This is a genomic window from Yersinia massiliensis (assembly GCF_003048255.1).
In the GTDB taxonomy this organism is placed as follows: Bacteria; Pseudomonadota; Gammaproteobacteria; order Enterobacterales; family Enterobacteriaceae; genus Yersinia; species Yersinia massiliensis_A.
This window is the reverse complement of record NZ_CP028487.1, coordinates 3,452,628-3,473,845: the sequence shown is the minus strand read 5'-3', so window position 1 is coordinate 3,473,845 and position 21,218 is coordinate 3,452,628. Positions and strand designations below refer to the sequence as shown.

Genomic DNA, 21,218 nt, shown 5'->3' with positions numbered 1-21,218 from the left:
ACCGGCATGTCACATAACGTCATCACTATACTCAGGTTCATCGCCCGCTTATTCCCGGTGATAAGGGTGATTGGTCGTAATACTCCAGGCGCGATAGAGGCTCTCAGCCACTAAGACACGCACTAAAGGGTGAGGCAGCGTCAGCGGAGAGAGCGACCAGCTCTGCTCTGCCGCAGCTTTACAGGCCGGAGCTAACCCTTCCGGCCCGCCAATCAGCAAACTGACATCACGGCCATCCTGCTTCCAGCGCTCTAATTGCTGGGCTAATTGTGGTGTCTCCCAGGTTGTACCTGGGATATCCAGTGTGACAATGCGATTATTCTTGCCCACTGCAGCCAACATTAGCTCGCCTTCTTTTTCCAAAATGCGTTTGATATCCGCATTCTTGCCCCGTTTACCTGCTGGGATTTCTACCAGCTCGAAAGGCATGTCTTTGGGAAAGCGGCGCAGGTAATCGATAAAACCTGTCTGCACCCAGTCTGGCATTTTAGTGCCGACGGCTACCAGTTGCAGTTTCACCGTTTAGCTCCAGAGTTTTTCCAGTTCATATAAACGGCGGCTCTCTTCTTGCATTACATGGACAATGACTTCGCCCAAATCGACCACAACCCAGTCAGAGACACCTTGACCTTCGACCCCTAACGGGATCATGCCAGCCATGCGTGATTCTTGAACTAGATTGTCTGCCAGCGCCATCACATGGCGAGTCGAAGTACCCGTACAAATGATCATGCAATCAGTGATGCTGGACTTGCCTTGAACATCCAGAGCGATAATATCTTGGCCTTTCAAATCATCGAGCTTGTCGATAACAAATGCTTGGAGCGCTTTACCTTGCAAAGGTTCCCCTTAATTTTTTCTAATTTAATCAGTTGGTTACACTGTGCAGGTCGAAATTATTCGAAATTCGTTCACTACACTTCTATCTCGATCCATTCACTCCCACGAACATCACGATATTTATCGGTTGTTTGTGCGGATTTATGTCCGAGGATTTTTTGAGAGAAAGCCTCTCCCTTTTCCTTTTCGTAGAGTCTAGAAGCTAGGCTCCTTATCTCATGAAACGGAGGTGGATTGACGCCTTCCCAAGTAATGTTTGCTAAATCTCTAGCTCTGGCAAATCGCTTAGTTAGCGTTTTATCTGCAAATGCCTCGCCCTTTTCAGATGAAATTATCGTCTCACCTTTGATCGGCCGATTTTCGCAGCGCGAGATAATATCACGCAAAGACAGCGAAAGGGTATCTAGCTTAACATCAAATGGAATGACGATCCTCATCCCCGTCTTTTCTTGCTCAATAAACAATTTATCATCCTTGATATCAGTCCACTTCATTTGGCGCACATCGCCGACCCGCTGTCCTGTTACTATTGCTAGGTCCATGCTATCGACAACCCAACTTGGCATGTCTCTCGCCGCCGCTCTGATGGCTAGGAAATTATCTAGTGATAACCGCGCTCGTCTCACTTCTATTTTTGGGTTTTTGGTTGCGTCGACGGGGTTGGTATCAATAACTCCCTCCGATATTGCTTCCCTGAAAAAATCAGTAAGAAATGACCGCATCAATTTAGCAGAAGCGGCCTTTCCATTATTCGTGTAATCGTTAAGAAGTGTTGCAACATCTTTGGTGCTAATGCTATCGATCGGCCTTGTGGAGAATAAATCGTCGATAACATTCAATCTGCTGTGATATCCAAGGAGTGTTTTGCTTTTTAATCCCCTCTTGCTTAGCGTGGTTGTGTACGTTTTGACCCAATCTGATACGGTGACAACAGCAATGTTATTGATGCGATCAACAAGCCTTGCCGATGTCCCTGTATCCATGAGTTGCATGTTAGCCTCTACGGCCTGATTTATTGCTGAGCGCTTATCGCGACCAAGGCCGAATTCTTTACCCGTCCTTGGGTCTTTATAGCTGTAATAACCACCGTTGCGAACGTATAAGTTCGGTGGCAAATCACGCAGTGCGGCGGATCGCCTTCTTGCTGCCATTTCTAATCCTTGATATTAAGTTGTTTGCTGGTATTGGATTTGTTCTGTCTGCGGGGTTTCTATATATTGCGGTTGATTCAACTTCGTACTCTTTCCCTACTCGTTCTGGCGGTGGGTATATCTTTCCAGCTTCCACCCATCTATATATCTGCTTCATTGATCGCGGCCTGTCTCGCCGCTCGTTCCACTCTTTAAGGCTGATTTTCATAGTCGCCTCTTATCTCATTAATTGGCACAAGCCTCCGCTCTGCCAGAATATCGACACACTCATTAAAGTCAGATGTGTAAGCATCGAGCAATTGCTCTTTGTCTTGATATTTCTGCATACCATCCCACCAGAGTTTTTGTCCGGTCCCGCGCTGAACGCATAGTCGTTTGGCCCAGTGAGGCGCACCGATGAAATCACTAACGGAGCCAGATAAAATCGTCCAATGCATCATCTCGCTACAGAATCCCATTTCTGTAATCCTTCTCTATCAGGGTTTCTTTGCTGCACACTTCAATTGGCCCTTTCAATATTTCTCGATTAGCGCGGCCAATTACCGAATTAGTGCTTATATCCAAGCCTTGTAGTGGCTTTGATTTGGCATCGAAGTCGTCAATTATTCGCTGACGCTTACCGTTAACTCTTTCTTGAAGCTCATCAAAGTGCTCATCGCAGCTATAAAACCCTCGATATTCATATGTGTCATTGCTATCAAATTCAGCTTTGCACACAGCGCACGTGTATTTATCGCTCATCCGAACATCCCCCTAACAACTTCATTCTCAATCGTGTAGATAGTTGCTAGTACCGCCCACGCGATGATGACGACAAAGAACCAAACGGCATCTGATATTTTTGGTAGTTTCATGCTGCCTCCGAACTGCCTGGAATTAATTTGATTGACTGACCACACTCATTCCCCCAAGTATCCCACCCCTCTAAATCCTTCCTTGAAAACAACTCGATACGCTTTACGTCCCCATACAGCAACTCCAGTCGGTGACGTACTTCCCATGGCTTTTCGCTATGCTCACCGAGCGGTGAGTAAACAACTTGCTTGATGCTGGCGTTGAGTCGCTCTAGACCATTGCCGCGCACTGCGATCAATACATCTTCCGTGTTGGCGCGCGTATAGTTGCCGCCATTCATCCGTGATTGGGTATTGAGTAGGGTGAGAAAGTCGTAAAAGTCGTTAACCTCACCGGCTGCCAGCGATTTGTTGATATGATCCTCTGCCAGTTGATTCAGCTTTACCCAAGTGAAACCCTTCATCGTGCGCACCTGGAAACCCCACGCTTCAGCGAGTTGTTTTGCTTCGTCGTTGAAATTTCCGGTGTACCACATTGCGATAACTGCATCGGGTGCTGCGAGAGACCAAACTGGAAGGCGTTTTAAATCGGTGAGTGACATCGTGCGGTAGTGATTAACTGCTGCGCCGTTGCTGGCCTTGTTTCCGTATTGCCAGGGTGGGTCACAATAGATGAGTTGGTATCCACTCATGCTGCCTCTCTTAACGCTTTCAGGTGCGGCGCATTAGCCCGGAAAACTGCCTCAGCGAAACCGCGAGGTGTGGCGCTGCGAATGTTCTTCACTCGCTCTGACTTTCCACCTAGTTTTAGATGCTGAGTTGAATAACCTTCAGGAACAGGAACTGGCAATTTATCCGGCATCACAAAGCCGCCGCCAGTCCATAAACAAGTTTTCTTCGGGTATGCATCACGTGGAGCAATGTAATCGGGGTAGGTTGGATGAACGTCATCAACTGGCAGATAACCACCGTAGTCGCTAGGATTAAAGATGAAATCTGGCTTTCCGAATATGCCACTGAAAACGCTAATAGGGTTTTCAAAGAACCAAGGAGCTCCGGTTATTTCGCCAATTATCCGGCATTGTTCAGCCACCAGTGCCGCCTTTGCTTGAAAGTGGATATCAGCTTTGCGTTTCTTTTCAAAGTGGGCTGCACCGCTTACTGCCACATCAGTACATGGCGGGAACCCTGCAACAAAAACGATTTCCTCTTTCCGGATAACATCACCCAACGCGCCGGCCGCCGTGAGAACTGTCTCTGGCCACTTTCGTATTCTTTCTTGGTTACTTTTATCGATATGCTGAGGGTCAATCAAAATTGCATCATACCCAGCCGTAACCCACGGTCCCGCCATAATTCCAGTCAGGTCGCACAGGCAAATAATCGTTCCTCTACTCATGCTTCTCTCCCTTTCCTTCGCTCATCAATCTCATAGTCATCCCGACACCCAGCATCACAGAACAATCCGCGAGCAATCGGCTGTCGACACTCTGAGAAATGGCACAGGCCGGTGAACGTCATTGTCGGCTTGCGATTAGCGATGCCGATTTCTATATTCAGAGATTCAAGCTCTTGGTCCTTGTCAATTTCATCGCACATTAAGCCACCTCATTTGTTTGTTGGTTCAGCAATCCAAACTTGACGATTTCCAACACGCCAAGCACTTCACTAACGCCAATTTCACCGGCATATTCTTGAATAAGGTCATTAATACGGCCCGTTAATTCAGCAGGCAGCGGGAATTTACGCTCGACTGGGAGCATTGAAATAGCCATAGGGATACTCCAGATAGTGAAATCCGTTTCTGTCGTTCCGTGGTGGGGTTAAAACGAGTTAGCGATACACTTCGCCGCACATGAGCACAGCGTTTGGCTTGCGCTCTTTAATCAGCATTGATACGGCTTGGCATTCGGATTGAGTAGGGTAGATATCTTCGGTAACGGGTAGGGCGTTGCAACTATCGTTAAAGCATGAAGTAATGAGAAGAACAAAGCCGATTAGCATTAGTCCTCCGCTGGTTTTGCTGCTGTGAATAACTCGCGAAATTCGTAATCGGCATCACCAGCATGCTTAGATTTCAGCTTTTCATAAGTTCGCTGGTCGTTCAGTTTCACCCATGGTCCTGATTTACCGATACTGGAATAATGTTGACGCCACTCGAAAGTAACCGGCTGTTGCTCACGCAGTGATAGCAGTTCAATAGCCATTTCAGTAACTATTGTGCTTTGAGTACCACCAACATCAACCGGCCCCGGATTCGCAATTTTCTCCAACTGCTCTTTACTCAGCATCTGCATTCCCCTCTACCAGCCCTCTATTGAAACCGGCTTTAAGCGCTGTCGGCCAACCGTGGTAATGCATAAATGCACAATAGTTCGCCACATCTAGCGGGTCGCCCTTTCTGATGTGCAGATTGAAATCTTCAAGGCACTTATCCCGCCAATCGTTTTTCATCCACGTATTTGAATGTCCATATTTCTGTTCTGCTTTATGCAGCTTTACAGCCATTGCAGATGCGAATACCAACAGAAGTGCTTTCGTGTCACGGTGAAGCCCGTCAGGCATCACTAACACATCGTTTTTCAGCTTCTCGTTTGCCGCTGATAACTCGGCTTCTAATGTGCTAGCCCTAAGATCAGACTGCTCAACTCGCTGTTTCCACTCAACGAGCAAACAACCAGCATCGGAGAGTTTCATTTTTAAGCCGTGAATTTCTTTCTGTGCCGCTTCCAGTTGGGCTATCAGTGCGTTTATCTTTGCTTGCTGAATATTCCACACGAGACCCGCGTTGTAGCACTCATCTGGGTCAACTGCATTACAGTGTGGGCAATAAGCATCGTCATAATCACCAGTGTCGGCGATGGCACCACCACCACCTAGTTTTTGACTTGGGAAAACCTCACCGCAATTTTCACATTCAACAACGAAATAACCGCCGGTATTGTCATCTGTCACATAATCAGCCAAAACAGATGAGCGAGACTTTAAATTTTCTGGTTTTTTTGATTTCAACTCTTCGATGTTATTCATCAGTTGTTACCCCTCAGGCTGGCGGCGAACCTTTCAGCGGTTACCGCCTGAGCATTAAGTCGGTCAAATACATAGTGATCACCACGACTCAATGACTCTTTAGCTTGTACCTTTAAGAACTCAGCAAATTCGATTGCACCCTGCGCCTTTATCTCGTTAAGCGCCTGAGTGGTGGCGGGCATGTCTCGGAGTAAATCCTCTACAAGTTCGCCAACAACATCATCGTGATATGTAGTGATGTCGCTGCGGTGAATGTCGGTATAGTTACCTTCCACCGTGTCGTGATGCCCAGAACCATATCCGTGATTAAATAGCGAAACATAGAGTGAGCTTTTCTCAGCAACAAGCTCTCGAACCTTGGCAATAGTGTCACCCGCAACAGCACCGGTAATACCCAAAGCCTCGGCAATTAGCGAACATGCATTGAGCGCCGCATCACGCTCAGCTTTTAACGTTTCATAATCAGTATTTTCAGACATAACTATTCCTCAGCAGATTGACTGCCGGTAATGGGGTGGGGGATTAGGCTGCCAGTCCGTTGGCAGCGAGTGACAATTTCAGGTTGTTATTCATCCGCTCTGCAATTAATTGAGCAACGATTTGGTTTTTAACAACTTGGTTATAGGGGGTAATCCATCCGTGGTGTACTTCTGAATAAACCAGAGTTATGCAGCCAACAGTGATATTGTCGTGAGAGTGGGTCATAGATACCTCACATTGGGACTTCTTCCATTTCGGCCTTGCGGATGCCGTAAATGTCGGTGGCCTTTTCGAGTTGGTCATGGTGAGCTGCAAGAACGTGCTGGGCGTACTTGAAGATTTTATCAAGCTCCACCACTGTTTTTGCACTACTTGCCGCCTTGGTGAACTCAGCAAGCAATCCATCTGGCGTGCGCTCTTCCACTTTTACCGGTTTAACTTCCAGCTTTTTAACTCGATGTTCTGACCGCTTTCCGCGCGAGGTAGTTAGCATTAGTGAGAAATCAGAATTAATATCACTCATGGCTGAAACCTTGATCCCGCCGACAGCAACACCGCCAAATTTGACTGTAGAGTCACCAATAAGCGTTAGAGTTTTGCCAACCCATGAATGACCATCATTTCCCCAGCCGCCAATGAGAACGCGGCGCATTGATTTTGATGGCTTATATGGGCGGCCGTCATATCCATCAAGGTCAATAAACACTGGCTGTTCACTGTTTCCAGCTCTAACAGATTTGATAGCTGCGGTAATGCTGGAAGATTGGACATCCTCGAAGTTGAGTTGGTCTGATTTCGGGATTATTGTTCGCGATAAGTCCATTAGATATATACCTCGTCGTCGAATTCTTCATCGAATAGATACGATGGGACGTTGATTTCACTGGATGGAAGAACCAATCCCTCGGTTCGTAATGAATCATCAGCCAAGCACTCAACTAGCTTATTCATTGCCTCAAACATTATTTTCCTGCCAAGCTCTAACGAATCTTCGCCGATGTAATACATGCAGTTTTTATAGGGCGGGGTATTTTCAAGAGCAAAAAAGCAGAACTGATTTAGCTCCCGGCCCGTAACAAGTTTCAAAACGTAGAGATAAAACGCAGCCTGAACATGATAGTGATATTGCCCAAATGCCTGACTAAATCCGCGCTGACTTGCATCCCTGCAACTCTTCACATCCAGTGGATAAGAGTGGCTATCTGATAGCCGGTCAAATCGACATTTAAGCTTCAGTCCAGTGATTGGGCACGTGGCGAACATGGAAACCTCAGACCGTCCACTTGTGCTCATATAGTCCATGAAATCTTCATTTAACTGGGCAGACTCAATCATTTTTTCCAGCGTGCCGACTTCGCTACCAATCAGGATTTTTTCAGCATCAGCCGGTAAAAGTGCCTTATATTCTTTCGATGCTCTGGAGCTGATATCCGGCTTTAAAATGAAATCCTTTTCAAATACTTCAGGCTCAAGCAATGCCGCATGTATTGCCGTTCCAATCTGTGCCGATTTACTTCCTTTAAATGGGTTAAAATACAGATTGGCCGGGCTAACACTGATTGCTTTAATCGTCGTAGAACCTATCGCCTCATCCTTGTGATAGTCCTCGTTCGAAATGTTGTAATAAATCCCTGCTTCCATCACGCCACCCTGTCATAAAAGTTAGTTAAGGCCATGTAGGTCTGATGTTCCACACCTGATTCAACTTCCTGTTTGCGCCGATGCAGAGCTTGCCAATAGGCACTGTCTCGTTGATAGTCATGCAGGCAATCTGTGAACTCGTCGCTTTCCATGAACTGCCGGTGTTTATCATCATCAGTCAGGCGTAAACCCATCCACGCCTTTCGAAATGCCGAGTCTTTAATTCCTTCCATGAACTCACTGGCGTACCGGTCAATAACGTCGCGTTCTTCATCGCTCAGTGCGTTGAGTGCTTTATCTAGGTTATTCATAGTGGATTCCCCTTTGAGCGTAGAAACTCAACTATCTTGTCTAGCAAGCTCTTGCGTGGTGGGGGAGTGAAACTTGCTGATGTGAGGCGGTAGGCTGGTGAATGCTGAATTTTTGTCAAATAGTTAGTAGAGCATCCCGATGCGGGATACCCTGCAATGGCGTATTGCATAGGGATACCTTTTAATTAGTTGTGTTTAGCCCACAGCAAAACACCGACAGTGGTCAGTTATTTACTATGGGGATTGGTGGGGGTGGGGAGTTACTCGGTTTCTTCGTCTTCAGTTGGCTCTACTACTTGGCAATTTATAGCGCCGCATTCTTGGCATTCAGTGTGAGTTAGTGCTGAGAATGGGCCTTTCCAGATAACAGGGCCGCCACAATATTGACATTGCATATCTCACCCTCTCGCCTTAATCATTGCGTCTGCCATATTGCTTGCTCGGATTGCGATTTCTTCCAATACTTTAAGGTCATCAATATTCACATCTGCGTATCTGTGAATTAATGCCGCCATTGCTTTGGCTGAAAAATAATCGTGCACTGTAAGTCCTGAGCCGCCTAACTCTGACGACACCCATACATCACCAGCACCGTTAATTGCACCTGACTGCGGAAACGCTGGGCCGCCTGTTTTAATTTCATCTGTCATACATCACCTCATCTAGTGGTCTTGCCAAAGCTCACTAATAAGTAAGCAGTGGTAAGGTCACTCATTAGCGGTCACATAAGTACTCCCAAATCAATCAGCATGTTCATGTGGCAGCCATGCTCTGCGCTATAAGTTTTCTTCGTGTGGTTTTATTGGTATTAAATGGCTTTGATGTCTCTAATCACAGAATCTAGAATTCTGCGCCTCCTGCACATTTAAGTGCTTAGGCTGGATAGCTTTGCAGGACAAAAAATGTATTGCCCTACGCGGTTCCGCTTCGCGCCAAAGCCTTAACGCTAGCAGTAGAGACAGGAGTAGAAGTTGCTGCATGAAACCTCCTCTCAGGAATTTAAATATTTACTTAATACATAGTGGTCTTATTGCTGCCACCGGTTAAGTGGCAGGGGTAAGGTCACTGGGGGTTAGCGAGTTGTTAATGCAGCAATTTCATCTGACGAAAATCCCTTTTCGCGCATCTTTTCGATAATCTGGTCTAGTGCCTCATTCTTTTTTCTAATCACTTTATCTGCATCGCTTTCTGGTACGATTTCCCAAGGAACTAGCCAGCGAGTGCCAATCTTTACCGCTGTTGCTTTGATGGTGTCGGCGTCGCTTCCCTGAACTGACTTTTTTCTACCAAGTCGAGCGGCTGTGATTTGGCTGTCACATACATACAAAATCACCGGTCGCCCGCGCCCCTCTGTTAAGTCGCTATTAGTAACCGTTAGCCAAACATCCTTTGTTTCTTTGATTTCCATTCTCTTACCCCTTAACTATGTGGTGGGCTTCTTTGCAGACTTCCACGCCATCAGGAAGCTGGAGCAAGTACCACTTCATTTCGTACTTGTACCCGTTATCGTAATCACCACTAACCACTTCCATCTGACCTTCAAACACTTCGCCAGCATCTGTCAGAAGCGTGGTGAGCATCTTCATTTCTGAGTTGACGTTATCGCCCGTCGCGGTTCTCAAAACCTGTATAACTTTACTCATTCTCTTACCCCTTAACTATGTGGTGGGCTTCTTTGCGAACGTTAATCTGCGAGTCCAGAAATATCGATTCCCATCATTTTCAAAGCAGTGGCTGGGTCTAGCTGGAGAATATCCCACCCCAACTTTGAACGAATCTCACCTGATTCAACACGGTCAATGTTCACCATAAAATCAGCAAACTTCTCGCGGTACACTTCTTCTGTTTCGTTTTCTAACGGCTGGCGGAAATTTCGCATTTTCGCGCGACGCTTCAGACTTTCTAAATCAGGGAATGACATTGGCATGGTATTTATCTCGCTGTTAATGATTCTGACTTACGGAAACCTGCTGCAAACTTAGCTACTTCAGGCAAACATATGTTGTCCGCGCTTGGCTTCTCTGCGCTGCGAATCGGAATAGGCATCGTTGCTTTGCATACCCGAGCTGTGCAGCCCTCAGAGAGCTTTGTGAACGCTGCTTCAATACGGCTTGCCATTGCACGACTTTCATCGCATTCGGCCTTGTATGCTGCGTAGTGCTCACCACGTTGGCGGCAACGACGAGACTTGGCGTTATCTTTCTTACGCTTGGTGATTATCTGAATCATGGTTACCTCCGGTGATTGGCTTTGGTGATGTGGTGGCCGGAATCGAACCGGCATACCCGCTTCACTATTCGCGATTGCTTGCTCTACCTGTTGAGCTACACCACATCACCAAAGCCAATTTCTCTTTGATCTACACTCTCGCAGTAGCCGCGCTCATGCCATTGAGTTCACGTCGCTCAATCGCCGCTAATAACCGGTGCGCATCTGGCGTGTGCGCTTCTTTACCGGAGCTTGTTTTGATATAAGAACCTTGACCCGTCACTACACAGGCTCGCGCAAATTTGCGACTCAGGGCAGCATCATTACTGCTGCATTGTCTGACTTGGTGTAAACATATCCGGTCTATTTGCACTGGGGCATACGAGAGAAGCACCTGCCTGTTTCCTGCCTTCTCTGGTACATGCGTTACTCTGCATGCGGTTCGTGTTCATTTGCCAACTCACCCGGCCTAACTCGCCCTCCAGGGCTACTATGTTGCTAAGTCAATGACTGCGGTCTAACCGCTTTAGTGCACCATTTCGGTACCTCCTTTAATTTTGCCTACCGCAAGCGGCGGTAGAAGTCCGTCACGAGGATTGATTAGCATCTCTGCTGTCGTCCCTCGCTTTGTTAATGAGCAGCCTGTCATCCTGACTGGCGCGGCGAGCAGTTCCTGTCTGCCGCATCGATGTTTCGTTTCGATGGAATGACTATAGCAATGCGTATTATTAATAGCAATACGTATTAAGAATAATTCAATAGCATTAGCTATAAGTTAATGTTTTGAAATAGTATTTATTTAGAAAAAATCTATAGCTAAGCGGAATATCGGTGGTTTCTCAGAATGGAATTTAACAATGCGGATATTGTTGATTTTTTTTGTAGCTGGGCTAAAGTATAAAAGCACTGGATGAATAAACAGTAATTAGGGGCGTAACAAATGGTTGCCTCCTCGATTTATACGATGGAGGGCATAATGATTCACATATTACGAAGGGTTAATACAGGAAAATATGAGGGTTACACCCTGAGTGATCAGGGTGTCGATGATTATCTTCTGAGGTCACGAAGTATGAAAATTGCCACGCCTACCAGCTCTGCGGACAGAGATAGATCAACTAGTGGGATACGTGAGTCATCTACAGATAAATATCCATTAGCGCCACCATCAAGGAACCGGTAAACAGATGCTGACCCGCCATTTATGGCTACAACTAGATCATTGGTTCCAGGCTTTAATGATGTATCTACAATAACGATAGAGCCAGAAGGGGCCTCGCTGCACCCGCTATTTCTATCGAGGATGTAAGCCCTCCAAGACGGAGTTACCTTTCCATCAGGGGCTACTACTGAGTCATTCGTTTGACCCGAGACAGTCCAAACTGGGACGTAGCTATTGTTATCAATCCTATCAACTCTTGGCGTTGGATTATTGCCTTCCATATCACCAACACCATTAGCCAACCATTCTGCGTTTACGTTTAAAGCATTCGCGATATCTACTAATTTCTTAGTTCCTTTGGCCTCACCTTTAATTAGCCTCCAGATCGTTGGCTGAGAGATCCCCGATGCCTTAGCTAAGGCACCTTGAGTCATATTTCCGCGCAACTGCATCGCGATATTTAGGCGTTCTGCAAGAGTATTTTTCATACTCGTGAATCTATAGCCGAGCGTATTGCTCGTCAAATCCGTTTCGCTATTGCATAAGCTTATACGCATTGCTATTATCACCATGAACACAATACTAAAAGGAATAATTATGACCAATAAGGCTATTGAGCGAGCGGTCAAAATCGCAGGGAGCCAGCAAAAACTCGCAGATCTTTGCGGAGTTAAACAGCCAACGGTCTGGCGCTGGCTCCACGGCGGTGGCATCGACTTTCGTTATGTAAAAGCAATCGTCAAAGCGACTGGCGGGAAAGTTAAGCCGCACGAGTTGGGTCAAGACCTGACTGACCTAGCTGAGTTTCTGAAAGCAAGTTAAGCACTACCGCTCTTTAAACAATCAGGCCAGCTCTGCCGCTTGCGGAGCACACCAAAGTGACAAGCTCACAGCTTTGTCACGTAACAACATCTAACAAGGGAAGTATTACGCATGGAACGTGCAAGTAACAGCAAGAGAATTATGGAAGTTGAATCTGAGCTACGAAGCCGAATGGCTATCAAGGGCCAGAGTAAGTTTGCGCGGGAGGCTGGCTGGGCCGAATCAAAGGTCAGCCGGTTAAACGTACATGACATGGCAGTGACGTTTGTTCTTCTGGAGAAGATATGGGAGACGAGCGTGATAAGGGAAATCGCAAGGCAGGCTGTGATTGCGGTGACCGGAAAGCAAAAAGCCCCGATGGCAGTCGAGGCTTCAGAACAACAGATAACTATGTCTTTCTAGAGGTAATTATACATGCGAAAGAAAACTAACGCAAAGCAGCGAGAGGTTACTCAGCAGCGATCCGCCAAGCCTGACGAGTTAGTCATGGTCTGCAACGACAATCCACTATTTGATCACAAGTTCGCTGAGATTTTCCGTGGACTTAAGGCTGATCGGGAGAAAGCCAATGAGTAACGTCTTAGCGTTTCGTCAACCAGACACAGCAAGGCCGGAGGCAACCGGTAAGGGGTTTGCCTTGATGCATAGAAAAATAATGGATCTGCCTTTCTACAGGACGGATTCTGAAGCTGTTCACCTGTGGTTCCATTTCATCCTTACCGCCAATCACGCACCGGCAATAGTTAGTACTGAGCTAGGTGATGTCATGGTTCGTCGCGGTGAATTTATGACCGGTCGTAATAAGCTGGAATTGGCAACCGGTATCACAGGAAACCGCATCAAATATCTCATCGGTAAATTTGAAAAACTTGGGATGATCACTAAGTCAACCACCAAGAAATTCTCACTAATTTACGTCACAAAATACGACGAATATCAGCCAAATTTAGTGCCAACAGATTACCAACAAAGTGCCATCGCAAACCCGCTGATACCAAGCGCTGGCGGCGAGGTTGTGCCAACAGATTACCAACAAAGTGCCACAAACAATGAAGTAACTAATAACTCTATTACTAACGTAATAGAGAGTACCTCTTCAGCCGATAAAGCTGGAAAGAAAAAACCGTCATTCAGTTGTGAAGATGTGGTCAATGTTTATCACGACATCCTACCAGAAGCTAAAGGCATCAGAGCACTCAGCGACAAACGCCGTAACCTGATCAAAACTTTCTGGGTGAAAGCCAGCAAGATAACTAGGCAACTGGACAGCCAGCCATTCACGCTGGAAAGCTGGAAAGCCTACCTGACTTACATTTCCACCAATTGCCGCTGGATGCTGGAAAACAGACCTGATGCTCGTTCTGGCAAGACGTGGCAGAAAAAGGGGTTGGAATATTTTCTGAACGACGAAACTTACCTGCTAGTCCGCGAGGGGGCCAAGGATGACCATTGATTATAAATTACCTCCGCACAGCCTTGAAGCTGAGCAGAGTGTCCTTGGTGGGCTGATGATTGACGGCGGTGACACTGATCGGTGCCGAGCTGTGTTTTCAATCCTCAAGTCTGAATCATTTTTCAGTCGCCCACACCGCGTTATTTACGAAGGTTTGCGTCGTCTGGACAGTCAGCAGCAACCGTTAGACTTGATCACGTTATCGGAATCTCTCGGTGATAGCGGTGAGCTGGATACGGTCGGCGGGTTCGGTTATCTGGCTGAGCTATCCAAGTACACACCCAGTGCCGCGAACATTGTCGCTTATGCGAACGTGATCCGCGATCGAGCTATGAAGCGTTACGGAATTGAGAAAGCCAATAAAATCACTGAGCTGTTCTATGCAAATGACGGCATGACGGCAGAGGAGAAATTCGAGGCGGCTCAATCGCTGTTTTCGCAGATAGCAGATCACGCCAAAACAGGTAATCAGCGAGGCTTACGCCGGTTCGAAGATGTATTTACGGATTGGGTTGATGTCGTGGAGAAGCGATTTGCTGGCGACCAAAGTGCTATCGGACTAACCAGCGGGATCGCGTCACTGGATGCCATGCTGGAACCTAAGCGCATTGTGAAGGGGTCGCTATTCGTCGTTGGTGCGCGTCCGAAGATGGGTAAAACCACGTTCTACCTCAACATGGCTATCAACTGCGCGATGAATGAGAAGTTACCAGCGCTGGCGTTCAGTCTTGAAATGCCTGATTTGCAACTGGCCGAACGGATGATCACCCAGATATCCGGCGTATCAAGCAAGAATTTCTATCTTGATGGGTACGACGATAACCGGTTTGCTCTGGCTTCTGCCAAGGGCGTAGAGCTGGCTACTAACGGCAATCTCTACATCGACGACACACCGGGCCTTTCACTGGCGCACATTGTTTCAGAATGTCGTCGTATTAAGCGAGAGCGTGGCGTTGTCGGCATGGTGTTAGTTGACTACCTGACGCTGATGAAAGCCGAGAAAGCTGATCGAAACGACTTGGCCTACGGGATGATCACCAAAGGACTTAAGAACCTCGCTAAAGAACTGGATTGCGTAGTTGTGCTGCTGACCCAGCTTAACCGTGATTTGGAAAAGCGTACCAACAAACGCCCACTCCCCAGCGACTCCCGCGATACCGGACAAATCGAACAGGACTGTGACTACTGGCTCGGCATATACCGCGCTGGTGCTTACGACGATAACGCCAATCAGCATGATACAGAGCTGCTGATGAAGCTTAATCGCCACGGTGAAAACGGCGTCGTGTATGTGGAGCAAAGATTCGGGGCAATTTATGACTGTGACCAGGCTCAAGCTAGAGCAAAGGCTGATGAATCAGATCGCCGGACAACCAAAAAACAAGGTGGTTTCTGATGGAACTCACACACGAAGATGAATTAACTATTGAGCAATATATTCGACTTGCTCACAACGGCTATACCGGACCAGTAGTTATCTGGCTTGAACGGCTAAAAGAACTTCACATGAAACGCGCGGAGTTGATTGCTTGGACTGCTATCACCTGCGCCAGATACGAATCGAAGAGAGAGGCGTGATGGACATAACTAAATCGCGTGAAGCGTTTGAGACTTGGTTAGAAAGTCGGGATTGCAATCCAGTGGCATGGCTAAAAGATGCGTACTTGGAAGTTTGGAAAGCGTCGCGAGAGAGTCTTGTGGTGGAGTTGCCGGAAATTTACGGCAATGGAGTACCAAAGTGTGATGAATATGACCGTGCCATTAACGAGTGCGCCGACGCCCTCCGCACTGCTGGCATTCGAATCAAGGGAGAGAGTGAATGATATTCGGAAAAAATGAAAAAATTGGTTGTGGTGTTCATCTCAACCCAAACGGCAGTGATTTACGTTGCGGGCAGGAATTAAATAATCGCAACTGGAATGAGGGGGAGGGAGTTATTCAACTCTGCATTATTTGCGAACTAAAACAGCGAAATAATTCGTTGATGGATGCATTGCAATCTAAGCAAAAGGTAAAGCCATGAAAGAATTAGACAGTTTTACTGTAGAGAGACTGGAAGAAATCAGAAATTCATTTCTGGACAGAATCCAAGAAACAGCGCCAAGCATTGAAGAGGTTTTCGCTCTAATTGATATCGCGTTAGCTGCAAAGAGGGCTGAGCCCGTGACGTGGTGGACTGGTCCAGAGCCGACCTTAACTGGCGAGATTGAAAGCTTCCATGATCACGAAACAGGTAGTCATTACTTGCCGTTGATTTCATTATCTACCACATCATACGCAGCACTGAGCCGAGAAAAATTCATTTTCAAAGTGACTAACTTCTTATGCACCCGCAGGCAGAGTATTGCGCGTGAAGGTGAAACCGCAGCATTGATTTATGACATGCTCACCACCCCACAGTTGAACTCTCCGGAGGTACCGGAAGGTTGGATTAAGTGCAGTGACCAGATGCCGGAAAACGACGAACGTAAGCCAATAGCAATCTATACCGGCAATTGCTTAGGTCAGGGGATGTTCGTGGCGAGTTATGACGATGATGAATTCTTCGATTATTGGGAAGGAACTGAAATTAAAGGTGTAACTCACTGGATGCCACTACCCGCCGCACCGGAGAAAGAAAATGGATAAAAAGGTCTTCGTATTATGCGGTGATCAATACAAACGAAATGCCCTCCAGTTTATAAATCAACTCCCTGTTAATCCTGATAAACCACTCCTGATCACAATCCAAGAGCGAACCCGCACGTTAGATCAGAACGCGCGTCTATGGGCCACGCTTGGCGATATCGCTAAACAGGTTGTATGGCACGGTCAGAAGCTCAGCAGTGAGGACTGGAAGCACATATTCACCGCATCACTGAAAGGGCAGAGGTCAGCACCGGGAATTGAAGGTGGTTTTGTGGTGCTAGGGCAATCAACCAGCCGCATGACCGTTGGAGAACTGCGCGACCTGATCGAGCTGATTAATGCTTTCGGCGCTACGCATGGCGTTAAGTTCAGCGATGAATCACGACTTGCAATTGAGTGGGCTAACCGGTTCGGTGACAAGGGGAAGGTGGCAGCATGATTAACGGAATTATCTTCGGCGTTGCGATGTGTGCACTAGTCTGGGCCTCTTATCGCCTTGGTTGGGAATCAGCGCATCAGACTGTAGCAACAGAGTGTCAACGGCTGGGCAAGTTCTACGTTGGCAAGAAAACCTATCACTGCATAGTGATTGAGGATAAAGCCGATGAGGCAGATAAGCCCGACCCAAATCGCACTAGATAATCTCAAATTCAAAGTATCCCACCGAACCAAGCCAGCCAAACAAATCCCCGCCAGCCAGATAAAGACATTCGATTATGTCCATGGGCTGTTGCAAGCAAAATTCGACAGAGTAAGGAGAACGCGATGAGTGATCAGCAATTAACTCACGATGAGCTATGCCTGATAGCTGAAAAGTTTCTCAGGAATAACGGCTTCAAAGTGGCATTTCATGACCGCTTCGTTGCCGCCGTATCAACTGGAGAACAGCCCGATGCAATAGGGTTTAGAAATCTGGCTTCATGCTTGATTGAGGCGAAATGCTCCCGCTCTGATTTTTTGGCAGACAAGAAAAAGCGTTTTCGTATTGATCCAGAGCTAGGTATGGGCGACTGGCGGTTCTTTATCTGTGAGCCGGGAATTATTAACGCCGCCGACCTGCCGCAAGGGTGGGGGTTATTGCACGTAAAGAACGGACGAGTTTACAAGGTGCATGGCTGGCCCGGTAACGCTCTGTGGTGCTCTACAGCATCGAAGCCGTTCAGAGCTAACAAACAGGCTGAATGCGACTTCATGTACAGCGCCCTGCGAAGAATGCAAATCAGAGGTCACTTATCTGAAGTCTATGACGGACTGCCAAAGCCGGAGGTTAGCCATGCCTGAACTCCCCCAATCAATATGTATCTTCTGCTTCCTGATGCTTAACAAGGGTGAAACCTACGCTCATCAGAAATGCATTGATAAAGCAGCGAAGGAGAAAAGAGATGGCGAACTTACGCAAAGAGGCTAGAGGCCGAGAGTGCCAAGTTAGATTGCCTGGTATCTGTAACGGGAATAACGAAACCGTAGTGCTGGCCCATTACCGGCTATCGGGAATATGCGGCACCGGAATAAAACCGCCTGACCTTTTCGGCGCATGGTGTTGCTCTGCTTGTCATGACGAAATAGACCGGCGTACGCACATCATGGACATCGAGAGCGTGCACCTGGCTCACCTGGAGGGAATGGTTAGAACGCAGGCGATTCTACTGTCGGAGAATAAGGTGAAGATATGACCGAATATCACATAACTCCCATACCCAAGCCAAGGATGACGCAGAGTGATAAATGGAAGAAAAGACCACCAGTTCTACGATACCGAGCATTCTGCGATGAAGTAAGGCTAAATCGAATATCTCTCCCTGAATCACATTACCACGTAACTTTCGTAATCCCGATGCCGCCAAGTTGGAGCAAAAAGAAGCGCTCTGAAATGGATGGAAAACCGCATCAAACCAAACCTGATAAAGACAACCTCGAAAAAGCGCTGCTTGACGCCATTTTTGAAGACGACTGTCGCATTTGGGATGGTCGGGTAACAAAACTGTGGGGTGAAACTGGGAAGATAATCATTCAGGAGATGGCAGCATGAGCAAAATTACCTACCCATGTGAGACCGGCGCGATTTTTCAGGATGTCATTTTCGTTATTAACCCACGGAATGCATCTGAATTGCTCGACGAAGCTGATAGGGCGGCTGAATTCTTTCTGGATTATTTCCCATACGCAACTCTGGAAAATATCCGTGAAGAAATTGTCTATAGCTTCGGCGGACTGTATTTGAAGGATTGGCAAATTATCAGAGAGGCTGCATAAATGCGTGACATTCAACAGGTACTAGAGCGCTGGGGTGCATGGGTGGCTGATAATCGTGAAGATGTCTATTGGCCCCCGATAGCAGCCGGATTCTCTGGACTAATTCCATCAAAAGTAAAAAGCCGTACTCAATGCTGTGACGAGGACGGGTTGATTATTTCGGGCATTATGGCTGGCTTAAATAGTAAGCACCCAGTCGTTCATAACTTGTTGTTTGATTATTACGTATTTGGCAAAACATTTATGCAGTTATCGAAAGAGCATCGCTGTTCTGATACCCATATTGGGAAAAAGTTACAGAACGCCGAAGGGGTTCTAGATGGCTACCTGATGGCATTAGAAACAAAGCTAGAAATGGATAAGCAAGTCAGGATTACAGCCTGAAGATAATTAACTTGACGCAAGGATGCGTTGTAAATGAAAAATATTCTTTACGATCGTAAAAAACTGAATATCATGATAAGAGTAGTCAGTTCGTCACATAGCTTACACAATCAAAAAGGCTCAGTTAATCGCTGGGTCTTTTTGCTTTTCTGCATTCGCATGGGTACTGGATTGGTTAATCCAATCGTTGTGAAACAGTATCCAGTCGAATGTGGTGTATGCAGGCACCGATGTGTGGGGATACAAGTGGAACACCAGTGAAACGATGTCGGCGAATTCCCCGCCACCACAGCATAATTTAAGGCTCACTTCGGTGGGCCTTTTTTATTTCCGGAGCCAGACCTATGAAAACTTATATCGCTGGCCCCATGACTGGCCTACCTGATTTCAACCGCTCTGCATTCAATGCAGCAGCCAAAGAGATAGCAGCATCTGGTCACGTCCCATTGAATCCAGCAATTCTCCCTGACGGATTATCTCAGCCTGACTACATGTGCATTTGCATGGCAATGCTGCAACGCGCTGATGCTATTTACATGCTGGACGGTTGGCAATCAAGTGCAGGTGCTCGGGCTGAATATGCTTTAGCTGAAAAGCTTGAGATTGAGATTTTGTTCCAAGACATGAGCATTGCGCAGATGTTAACGCGTAACGCCTCGTTTAAATAATTTATCCCGCCGCCAGCGCCAATCACCCTCAAACAAACTCCGTGTCTGAATGGATCACGGCGGCGGGCTATTCCCTACACAACAGCATACGAACCCGACCAACGGCGGGATTAATTTCCCCAATGGGGAGGCAGGATATGAAAATGCACAACTCCCCAGATGTATGGACGCTAATAGGCGTATGGGTTGCTGAACACAAAGGCGAGCTACTTAGTGCGTTAATTGCTGCGATTATGGCGATCCTACGTGGCTGGTATGCAGGCGGCGGACGAACTCAACGAATGCTTGATGCTGCGATGTGCTCAATCATTGCTTGGTTCCTGAAAGACATCTTTGTATTGCTCAGTATCGACCAAGGCTGGGCAATGGTATCGAGCGTCTTTATTGGTTACCTCGGCACTGACTATATCGGATCGGTGCTAAAGCGAATCGTTGGCAATAAGACAGGGGCTGGCAATGCGAATCAGTGAGAACGGAATTAGTAAGCTGAAAGGCGAAGAAGGCGAGCGACTGACCGGCTATAAAGACACTCGCGGTATCCCAACTGTTGGAGTTGGACACACTGGCGTGGTGGATGGTGAGCCGGTTGCTGTTGGCATGGTTATCAGCAAAGACAAATCATCTGAGTTGCTGCGATCTGATTTAGCCTGGGTTGAAAAGTCCATAGCAACTAATGTGAAAGCCCCCCTAGCTCAGAACCAGTACGATGCGTTGTGTAGTCTGATATTCAACATCGGGCCAACCGCATTCGCTAATTCTACCGTGCTGAAACGCCTTAACGCCGGTGATTACAAAGGTGCTGCTGATGCATTCCTTATGTGGAAGAAGGCCGGTAATGACCCAGAGAGATTGTTACCGCGACGTCAGCGAGAAAGGGCGCTGTTTCTATCATGAACCGCGTAACGGCAATACTCATTGCTGTGCTGGTAGCTTCACTATTTGGACTAACTTACTACCACTACAGAGTGCAATCACTCAATCGTGATGTAGCTGAGTTAAACAAAGTAGCCAAGCAGCAACAAGCCACTCTCGACCAGATAGAAACCCAGCGCCAAGCAGTAGCCGCTATCGATATCAAACACACCAAGGAGTTGGCAGATGCCAAATCTGAAAACGAGCGCCTTCGTGCTGATATCTCTTCTGGCACTAAGCGGTTGCAACTCAACGCCACATGTTCAAAGCCAGTGTCCAAAACCACCGGCCCCGCCAGCGTCCCTGATGATGCCAGCGCCAGACTTACTGAGTCCGCTCAACGGGATTATCTCAGTCTCAGAGAGCGTATCGGAATTGCAACCAGCCAAATAAATGGCTTACAGGACTACATCACTAACGTGTGCCTGGCTAAGTAGAATTCCCCCGACAAGGAATAGATAGCTTCTCTCGATGGAGGTGA

The 21,218-nt window shown here is 47.2% G+C and carries 43 protein-coding genes and 1 tRNA gene; 19 read left to right on the top strand and 25 right to left on the bottom strand.

Annotated elements, in window-relative coordinates; genetic code table 11:
* Positions 1–48 precede the first annotated feature (48 nt).
* The 24 genes from rlmH to DA391_RS16140 all read right to left on the bottom strand — a co-directional run bounded on the left by rlmH (position 49) and on the right by DA391_RS16140 (position 12,105).
* Positions 49–519 carry a 23S rRNA (pseudouridine(1915)-N(3))-methyltransferase RlmH gene (gene rlmH, locus DA391_RS16250; RefSeq protein WP_057643570.1) on the bottom strand — a complete coding sequence of 157 codons (471 nt, stop codon included), beginning with the start codon at positions 517–519 and terminating at the stop codon, positions 49–51.
* A gap of 3 nt (positions 520–522) precedes the next feature.
* Positions 523–840, bottom strand: coding sequence for a ribosome silencing factor (gene rsfS, locus DA391_RS16245; RefSeq protein WP_019209222.1), 318 nt, complete (start codon positions 838–840; stop codon positions 523–525).
* A 74-nt stretch (positions 841–914) separates the two neighbouring features.
* Positions 915–1,991, bottom strand: coding sequence for a tyrosine-type recombinase/integrase (locus DA391_RS16240; protein ID WP_108087994.1), 1,077 nt, complete (start codon positions 1,989–1,991; stop codon positions 915–917).
* Positions 1,957–2,148, bottom strand: a complete 192-nt coding sequence (locus tag DA391_RS24740; protein ID WP_430980870.1) for an excisionase — start codon at positions 2,146–2,148, stop codon at positions 1,957–1,959. Before DA391_RS24740 ends, DA391_RS16240 begins: the two co-directional genes overlap by 35 nt.
* Positions 2,149–2,182: 34 nt before the next feature.
* Positions 2,183–2,449 (bottom strand): hypothetical protein, encoded by a 267-nt coding sequence (locus tag DA391_RS16230; protein ID WP_108087992.1) that lies wholly within the window; start codon positions 2,447–2,449, stop codon positions 2,183–2,185.
* Positions 2,436–2,732, bottom strand: a complete 297-nt coding sequence (locus tag DA391_RS16225; protein ID WP_108087991.1) for a hypothetical protein — start codon at positions 2,730–2,732, stop codon at positions 2,436–2,438. Before DA391_RS16225 ends, DA391_RS16230 begins: the two co-directional genes overlap by 14 nt.
* A gap of 109 nt (positions 2,733–2,841) precedes the next feature.
* Entirely contained in the window at positions 2,842–3,477 is a 636-nt protein-coding gene (locus DA391_RS16220) for an MT-A70 family methyltransferase (protein ID WP_108087990.1), read from the bottom strand.
* Positions 3,474–4,184: a Dcm methylase gene (locus DA391_RS16215; RefSeq protein WP_108087989.1), complete on the bottom strand. Its 711-nt coding sequence runs from the start codon at positions 4,182–4,184 to the stop codon at positions 3,474–3,476. The genes DA391_RS16220 and DA391_RS16215 overlap by 4 nt, the downstream gene beginning before the upstream one ends.
* A 199-nt stretch (positions 4,185–4,383) precedes the next feature.
* Positions 4,384–4,560 carry a hypothetical protein gene (locus DA391_RS24240; RefSeq protein ID WP_159074574.1) on the bottom strand — a complete coding sequence of 59 codons (177 nt, stop codon included), beginning with the start codon at positions 4,558–4,560 and terminating at the stop codon, positions 4,384–4,386.
* A 228-nt stretch (positions 4,561–4,788) separates the two neighbouring features.
* The gene (locus DA391_RS16205) at positions 4,789–5,076 is read right to left on the bottom strand and encodes a hypothetical protein (RefSeq protein WP_108087987.1); all 288 of its coding nucleotides are present in this window, start codon (positions 5,074–5,076) and stop codon (positions 4,789–4,791) included.
* Positions 5,066–5,815, bottom strand: a complete 750-nt coding sequence (locus DA391_RS24380) for a hypothetical protein (RefSeq protein ID WP_206186968.1) — start codon at positions 5,813–5,815, stop codon at positions 5,066–5,068. Before DA391_RS24380 ends, DA391_RS16205 begins: the two co-directional genes overlap by 11 nt.
* Entirely contained in the window at positions 5,815–6,294 is a 480-nt protein-coding gene (locus DA391_RS16195) for a hypothetical protein (RefSeq protein WP_108087986.1), read from the bottom strand. Before DA391_RS16195 ends, DA391_RS24380 begins: the two co-directional genes overlap by 1 nt.
* Before the next feature lie 43 nt (positions 6,295–6,337).
* A complete protein-coding gene (locus DA391_RS16190; protein WP_108087985.1) occupies positions 6,338–6,520 on the bottom strand; it encodes a DUF1317 family protein in 183 nt (60 codons plus the stop codon).
* Between the two features lie 7 nt (positions 6,521–6,527).
* Positions 6,528–7,118, bottom strand: coding sequence for a hypothetical protein (locus DA391_RS16185; protein ID WP_108087984.1), 591 nt, complete (start codon positions 7,116–7,118; stop codon positions 6,528–6,530).
* Positions 7,118–7,936, bottom strand: a complete 819-nt coding sequence (locus DA391_RS16180; RefSeq protein WP_108087983.1) for a PD-(D/E)XK nuclease-like domain-containing protein — start codon at positions 7,934–7,936, stop codon at positions 7,118–7,120. The genes DA391_RS16185 and DA391_RS16180 overlap by 1 nt, the downstream gene beginning before the upstream one ends.
* The gene (locus tag DA391_RS16175; RefSeq protein ID WP_108087982.1) at positions 7,936–8,247 is read right to left on the bottom strand and encodes a hypothetical protein; all 312 of its coding nucleotides are present in this window, start codon (positions 8,245–8,247) and stop codon (positions 7,936–7,938) included. Before DA391_RS16175 ends, DA391_RS16180 begins: the two co-directional genes overlap by 1 nt.
* A gap of 398 nt (positions 8,248–8,645) precedes the next feature.
* The gene (locus DA391_RS16170) at positions 8,646–8,897 is read right to left on the bottom strand and encodes a hypothetical protein (protein ID WP_108087981.1); all 252 of its coding nucleotides are present in this window, start codon (positions 8,895–8,897) and stop codon (positions 8,646–8,648) included.
* A gap of 422 nt (positions 8,898–9,319) precedes the next feature.
* Complete coding sequence (locus DA391_RS16165; RefSeq protein WP_108087980.1) at positions 9,320–9,655, bottom strand: hypothetical protein; 336 nt, start codon at positions 9,653–9,655, stop codon at positions 9,320–9,322.
* 4 nt (positions 9,656–9,659) lie between these two features.
* Entirely contained in the window at positions 9,660–9,890 is a 231-nt protein-coding gene (locus DA391_RS16160; RefSeq protein WP_108087979.1) for a hypothetical protein, read from the bottom strand.
* A 41-nt stretch (positions 9,891–9,931) separates the two neighbouring features.
* Complete coding sequence (locus tag DA391_RS16155) at positions 9,932–10,174, bottom strand: hypothetical protein (RefSeq protein ID WP_050148772.1); 243 nt, start codon at positions 10,172–10,174, stop codon at positions 9,932–9,934.
* Between the two features lie 5 nt (positions 10,175–10,179).
* Complete coding sequence (locus DA391_RS16150; RefSeq protein ID WP_108087978.1) at positions 10,180–10,476, bottom strand: hypothetical protein; 297 nt, start codon at positions 10,474–10,476, stop codon at positions 10,180–10,182.
* 27 nt (positions 10,477–10,503) lie between these two features.
* A tRNA-OTHER gene (locus tag DA391_RS16145) sits at positions 10,504–10,581 on the bottom strand.
* Between the two features lie 25 nt (positions 10,582–10,606).
* Complete coding sequence (locus tag DA391_RS24235) at positions 10,607–10,849, bottom strand: hypothetical protein (RefSeq protein ID WP_159074573.1); 243 nt, start codon at positions 10,847–10,849, stop codon at positions 10,607–10,609.
* 656 nt (positions 10,850–11,505) lie between these two features.
* Entirely contained in the window at positions 11,506–12,105 is a 600-nt protein-coding gene (locus DA391_RS16140; protein WP_108088293.1) for an XRE family transcriptional regulator, read from the bottom strand.
* Positions 12,106–12,214: 109 nt separating this feature from the next.
* On the opposite strand from DA391_RS16140, the gene DA391_RS16135 reads away from it, so the two are divergent.
* The 15 genes from DA391_RS16135 (at position 12,215) to DA391_RS16060 (ending at position 19,157) form a co-directional block, all read left to right on the top strand.
* Positions 12,215–12,439 (top strand): helix-turn-helix domain-containing protein, encoded by a 225-nt coding sequence (locus DA391_RS16135; RefSeq protein ID WP_011816499.1) that lies wholly within the window; start codon positions 12,215–12,217, stop codon positions 12,437–12,439.
* 111 nt (positions 12,440–12,550) lie between these two features.
* Positions 12,551–12,841 (top strand): CII family transcriptional regulator, encoded by a 291-nt coding sequence (locus tag DA391_RS16130; protein ID WP_048619603.1) that lies wholly within the window; start codon positions 12,551–12,553, stop codon positions 12,839–12,841.
* Between the two features lie 12 nt (positions 12,842–12,853).
* Positions 12,854–13,015 carry a hypothetical protein gene (locus DA391_RS24230; RefSeq protein WP_159074564.1) on the top strand — a complete coding sequence of 54 codons (162 nt, stop codon included), beginning with the start codon at positions 12,854–12,856 and terminating at the stop codon, positions 13,013–13,015.
* Positions 13,008–13,892: a DNA replication protein gene (locus DA391_RS16125; RefSeq protein ID WP_108087574.1), complete on the top strand. Its 885-nt coding sequence runs from the start codon at positions 13,008–13,010 to the stop codon at positions 13,890–13,892. Before DA391_RS24230 ends, DA391_RS16125 begins: the two co-directional genes overlap by 8 nt.
* Positions 13,882–15,288, top strand: coding sequence for a DnaB-like helicase C-terminal domain-containing protein (locus DA391_RS16120; protein ID WP_108087977.1), 1,407 nt, complete (start codon positions 13,882–13,884; stop codon positions 15,286–15,288). The genes DA391_RS16125 and DA391_RS16120 overlap by 11 nt, the downstream gene beginning before the upstream one ends.
* Positions 15,288–15,470: a hypothetical protein gene (locus DA391_RS16115; RefSeq protein ID WP_098904795.1), complete on the top strand. Its 183-nt coding sequence runs from the start codon at positions 15,288–15,290 to the stop codon at positions 15,468–15,470. Before DA391_RS16120 ends, DA391_RS16115 begins: the two co-directional genes overlap by 1 nt.
* A gap of 241 nt (positions 15,471–15,711) precedes the next feature.
* Positions 15,712–15,915 (top strand): hypothetical protein, encoded by a 204-nt coding sequence (locus tag DA391_RS16105; RefSeq protein WP_108087976.1) that lies wholly within the window; start codon positions 15,712–15,714, stop codon positions 15,913–15,915.
* Positions 15,912–16,520 carry a DUF551 domain-containing protein gene (locus tag DA391_RS16100; protein ID WP_108087975.1) on the top strand — a complete coding sequence of 203 codons (609 nt, stop codon included), beginning with the start codon at positions 15,912–15,914 and terminating at the stop codon, positions 16,518–16,520. Before DA391_RS16105 ends, DA391_RS16100 begins: the two co-directional genes overlap by 4 nt.
* Positions 16,513–16,959: a recombination protein NinB gene (locus DA391_RS16095; RefSeq protein WP_108087974.1), complete on the top strand. Its 447-nt coding sequence runs from the start codon at positions 16,513–16,515 to the stop codon at positions 16,957–16,959. The genes DA391_RS16100 and DA391_RS16095 overlap by 8 nt, the downstream gene beginning before the upstream one ends.
* Positions 16,956–17,162: a hypothetical protein gene (locus tag DA391_RS16090; protein ID WP_108087973.1), complete on the top strand. Its 207-nt coding sequence runs from the start codon at positions 16,956–16,958 to the stop codon at positions 17,160–17,162. The genes DA391_RS16095 and DA391_RS16090 overlap by 4 nt, the downstream gene beginning before the upstream one ends.
* A gap of 123 nt (positions 17,163–17,285) precedes the next feature.
* A complete protein-coding gene (locus DA391_RS16080; RefSeq protein ID WP_108087971.1) occupies positions 17,286–17,801 on the top strand; it encodes a hypothetical protein in 516 nt (171 codons plus the stop codon).
* Between the two features lie 101 nt (positions 17,802–17,902).
* A complete protein-coding gene (locus tag DA391_RS16075; RefSeq protein ID WP_108087970.1) occupies positions 17,903–18,193 on the top strand; it encodes a DUF1364 domain-containing protein in 291 nt (96 codons plus the stop codon).
* Positions 18,190–18,549, top strand: coding sequence for a RusA family crossover junction endodeoxyribonuclease (locus DA391_RS16070; protein WP_099462464.1), 360 nt, complete (start codon positions 18,190–18,192; stop codon positions 18,547–18,549). Before DA391_RS16075 ends, DA391_RS16070 begins: the two co-directional genes overlap by 4 nt.
* Positions 18,546–18,773: a hypothetical protein gene (locus DA391_RS16065; RefSeq protein WP_108087969.1), complete on the top strand. Its 228-nt coding sequence runs from the start codon at positions 18,546–18,548 to the stop codon at positions 18,771–18,773. The genes DA391_RS16070 and DA391_RS16065 overlap by 4 nt, the downstream gene beginning before the upstream one ends.
* The gene (locus DA391_RS16060) at positions 18,774–19,157 is read left to right on the top strand and encodes an antiterminator Q family protein (protein WP_108087968.1); all 384 of its coding nucleotides are present in this window, start codon (positions 18,774–18,776) and stop codon (positions 19,155–19,157) included.
* Between the two features lie 120 nt (positions 19,158–19,277).
* Here DA391_RS16060 and DA391_RS24225 read toward each other — a convergent pair whose 3' ends face one another.
* Positions 19,278–19,466: a hypothetical protein gene (locus tag DA391_RS24225; RefSeq protein WP_159074572.1), complete on the bottom strand. Its 189-nt coding sequence runs from the start codon at positions 19,464–19,466 to the stop codon at positions 19,278–19,280.
* 35 nt (positions 19,467–19,501) lie between these two features.
* On the opposite strand from DA391_RS24225, the gene DA391_RS16055 reads away from it, so the two are divergent.
* The 4 genes from DA391_RS16055 (at position 19,502) to DA391_RS16040 (ending at position 21,174) form a co-directional block, all read left to right on the top strand.
* Positions 19,502–19,825: a DUF4406 domain-containing protein gene (locus DA391_RS16055; protein WP_108087967.1), complete on the top strand. Its 324-nt coding sequence runs from the start codon at positions 19,502–19,504 to the stop codon at positions 19,823–19,825.
* Between the two features lie 137 nt (positions 19,826–19,962).
* On the top strand, positions 19,963–20,295 hold the full coding sequence (locus DA391_RS16050; RefSeq protein WP_088130317.1) for a phage holin, lambda family: 333 nt from the start codon (positions 19,963–19,965) through the stop codon (positions 20,293–20,295).
* Positions 20,282–20,719 carry a lysozyme gene (locus DA391_RS16045; protein ID WP_108087966.1) on the top strand — a complete coding sequence of 146 codons (438 nt, stop codon included), beginning with the start codon at positions 20,282–20,284 and terminating at the stop codon, positions 20,717–20,719. Before DA391_RS16050 ends, DA391_RS16045 begins: the two co-directional genes overlap by 14 nt.
* Positions 20,716–21,174, top strand: a complete 459-nt coding sequence (locus tag DA391_RS16040) for a lysis protein (protein ID WP_430980859.1) — start codon at positions 20,716–20,718, stop codon at positions 21,172–21,174. The genes DA391_RS16045 and DA391_RS16040 overlap by 4 nt, the downstream gene beginning before the upstream one ends.
* The last annotated feature ends 44 nt before the right edge of the window (positions 21,175–21,218 follow it).

Bases quoted from the DNA above. Each gene is read 5' to 3' on its own strand.
- DA391_RS16075 (WP_108087970.1), top strand. From the start codon at position 17,903: ATGGCGAACTTACGCAAAGAGGCTAGAGGCCGAGAGTGCCAAGTTAGA.
- DA391_RS16225 (WP_108087991.1), bottom strand. From the start codon at position 2,732: ATGAGCGATAAATACACGTGCGCTGTGTGCAAAGCTGAATTTGATAGC.
- DA391_RS16055 (WP_108087967.1), top strand. From the start codon at position 19,502: ATGAAAACTTATATCGCTGGCCCCATGACTGGCCTACCTGATTTCAAC.
- DA391_RS16155 (WP_050148772.1), bottom strand. From the start codon at position 10,174: ATGCCAATGTCATTCCCTGATTTAGAAAGTCTGAAGCGTCGCGCGAAA.
- DA391_RS16185 (WP_108087984.1), bottom strand. From the start codon at position 7,118: ATGGACTTATCGCGAACAATAATCCCGAAATCAGACCAACTCAACTTC.
- DA391_RS16150 (WP_108087978.1), bottom strand. From the start codon at position 10,476: ATGATTCAGATAATCACCAAGCGTAAGAAAGATAACGCCAAGTCTCGT.
- DA391_RS24230 (WP_159074564.1), top strand. From the start codon at position 12,854: ATGCGAAAGAAAACTAACGCAAAGCAGCGAGAGGTTACTCAGCAGCGA.
- DA391_RS16160 (WP_108087979.1), bottom strand. From the start codon at position 9,890: ATGAGTAAAGTTATACAGGTTTTGAGAACCGCGACGGGCGATAACGTC.
- DA391_RS24380 (WP_206186968.1), bottom strand. From the start codon at position 5,815: ATGAATAACATCGAAGAGTTGAAATCAAAAAAACCAGAAAATTTAAAG.
- DA391_RS16230 (WP_108087992.1), bottom strand. From the start codon at position 2,449: ATGGGATTCTGTAGCGAGATGATGCATTGGACGATTTTATCTGGCTCC.
- DA391_RS16220 (WP_108087990.1), bottom strand. From the start codon at position 3,477: ATGAGTGGATACCAACTCATCTATTGTGACCCACCCTGGCAATACGGA.
- DA391_RS16165 (WP_108087980.1), bottom strand. From the start codon at position 9,655: ATGGAAATCAAAGAAACAAAGGATGTTTGGCTAACGGTTACTAATAGC.
- DA391_RS16070 (WP_099462464.1), top strand. From the start codon at position 18,190: ATGACCGAATATCACATAACTCCCATACCCAAGCCAAGGATGACGCAG.
- DA391_RS16045 (WP_108087966.1), top strand. From the start codon at position 20,282: ATGCGAATCAGTGAGAACGGAATTAGTAAGCTGAAAGGCGAAGAAGGC.
- DA391_RS16205 (WP_108087987.1), bottom strand. From the start codon at position 5,076: ATGCTGAGTAAAGAGCAGTTGGAGAAAATTGCGAATCCGGGGCCGGTT.
- DA391_RS16190 (WP_108087985.1), bottom strand. From the start codon at position 6,520: ATGACCCACTCTCACGACAATATCACTGTTGGCTGCATAACTCTGGTT.
- DA391_RS16115 (WP_098904795.1), top strand. From the start codon at position 15,288: ATGGAACTCACACACGAAGATGAATTAACTATTGAGCAATATATTCGA.
- DA391_RS16215 (WP_108087989.1), bottom strand. From the start codon at position 4,184: ATGAGTAGAGGAACGATTATTTGCCTGTGCGACCTGACTGGAATTATG.
- DA391_RS16090 (WP_108087973.1), top strand. From the start codon at position 16,956: ATGATTAACGGAATTATCTTCGGCGTTGCGATGTGTGCACTAGTCTGG.
- DA391_RS16180 (WP_108087983.1), bottom strand. From the start codon at position 7,936: ATGGAAGCAGGGATTTATTACAACATTTCGAACGAGGACTATCACAAG.
- DA391_RS16135 (WP_011816499.1), top strand. From the start codon at position 12,215: ATGACCAATAAGGCTATTGAGCGAGCGGTCAAAATCGCAGGGAGCCAG.
- DA391_RS16175 (WP_108087982.1), bottom strand. From the start codon at position 8,247: ATGAATAACCTAGATAAAGCACTCAACGCACTGAGCGATGAAGAACGC.
- DA391_RS16125 (WP_108087574.1), top strand. From the start codon at position 13,008: ATGAGTAACGTCTTAGCGTTTCGTCAACCAGACACAGCAAGGCCGGAG.
- DA391_RS16065 (WP_108087969.1), top strand. From the start codon at position 18,546: ATGAGCAAAATTACCTACCCATGTGAGACCGGCGCGATTTTTCAGGAT.
- DA391_RS24740 (WP_430980870.1), bottom strand. From the start codon at position 2,148: ATGAAGCAGATATATAGATGGGTGGAAGCTGGAAAGATATACCCACCG.
- DA391_RS16240 (WP_108087994.1), bottom strand. From the start codon at position 1,991: ATGGCAGCAAGAAGGCGATCCGCCGCACTGCGTGATTTGCCACCGAAC.
- DA391_RS16195 (WP_108087986.1), bottom strand. From the start codon at position 6,294: ATGTCTGAAAATACTGATTATGAAACGTTAAAAGCTGAGCGTGATGCG.
- DA391_RS16170 (WP_108087981.1), bottom strand. From the start codon at position 8,897: ATGACAGATGAAATTAAAACAGGCGGCCCAGCGTTTCCGCAGTCAGGT.
- DA391_RS16100 (WP_108087975.1), top strand. From the start codon at position 15,912: ATGAAAGAATTAGACAGTTTTACTGTAGAGAGACTGGAAGAAATCAGA.
- DA391_RS16140 (WP_108088293.1), bottom strand. From the start codon at position 12,105: ATGAAAAATACTCTTGCAGAACGCCTAAATATCGCGATGCAGTTGCGC.
- DA391_RS16120 (WP_108087977.1), top strand. From the start codon at position 13,882: ATGACCATTGATTATAAATTACCTCCGCACAGCCTTGAAGCTGAGCAG.
- DA391_RS16060 (WP_108087968.1), top strand. From the start codon at position 18,774: ATGCGTGACATTCAACAGGTACTAGAGCGCTGGGGTGCATGGGTGGCT.
- DA391_RS16040 (WP_430980859.1), top strand. From the start codon at position 20,716: ATGAACCGCGTAACGGCAATACTCATTGCTGTGCTGGTAGCTTCACTA.
- DA391_RS16095 (WP_108087974.1), top strand. From the start codon at position 16,513: ATGGATAAAAAGGTCTTCGTATTATGCGGTGATCAATACAAACGAAAT.
- DA391_RS16130 (WP_048619603.1), top strand. From the start codon at position 12,551: ATGGAACGTGCAAGTAACAGCAAGAGAATTATGGAAGTTGAATCTGAG.
- DA391_RS16050 (WP_088130317.1), top strand. From the start codon at position 19,963: ATGAAAATGCACAACTCCCCAGATGTATGGACGCTAATAGGCGTATGG.
- DA391_RS24240 (WP_159074574.1), bottom strand. From the start codon at position 4,560: ATGGCTATTTCAATGCTCCCAGTCGAGCGTAAATTCCCGCTGCCTGCT.
- DA391_RS16105 (WP_108087976.1), top strand. From the start codon at position 15,712: ATGATATTCGGAAAAAATGAAAAAATTGGTTGTGGTGTTCATCTCAAC.
- DA391_RS16080 (WP_108087971.1), top strand. From the start codon at position 17,286: ATGAGTGATCAGCAATTAACTCACGATGAGCTATGCCTGATAGCTGAA.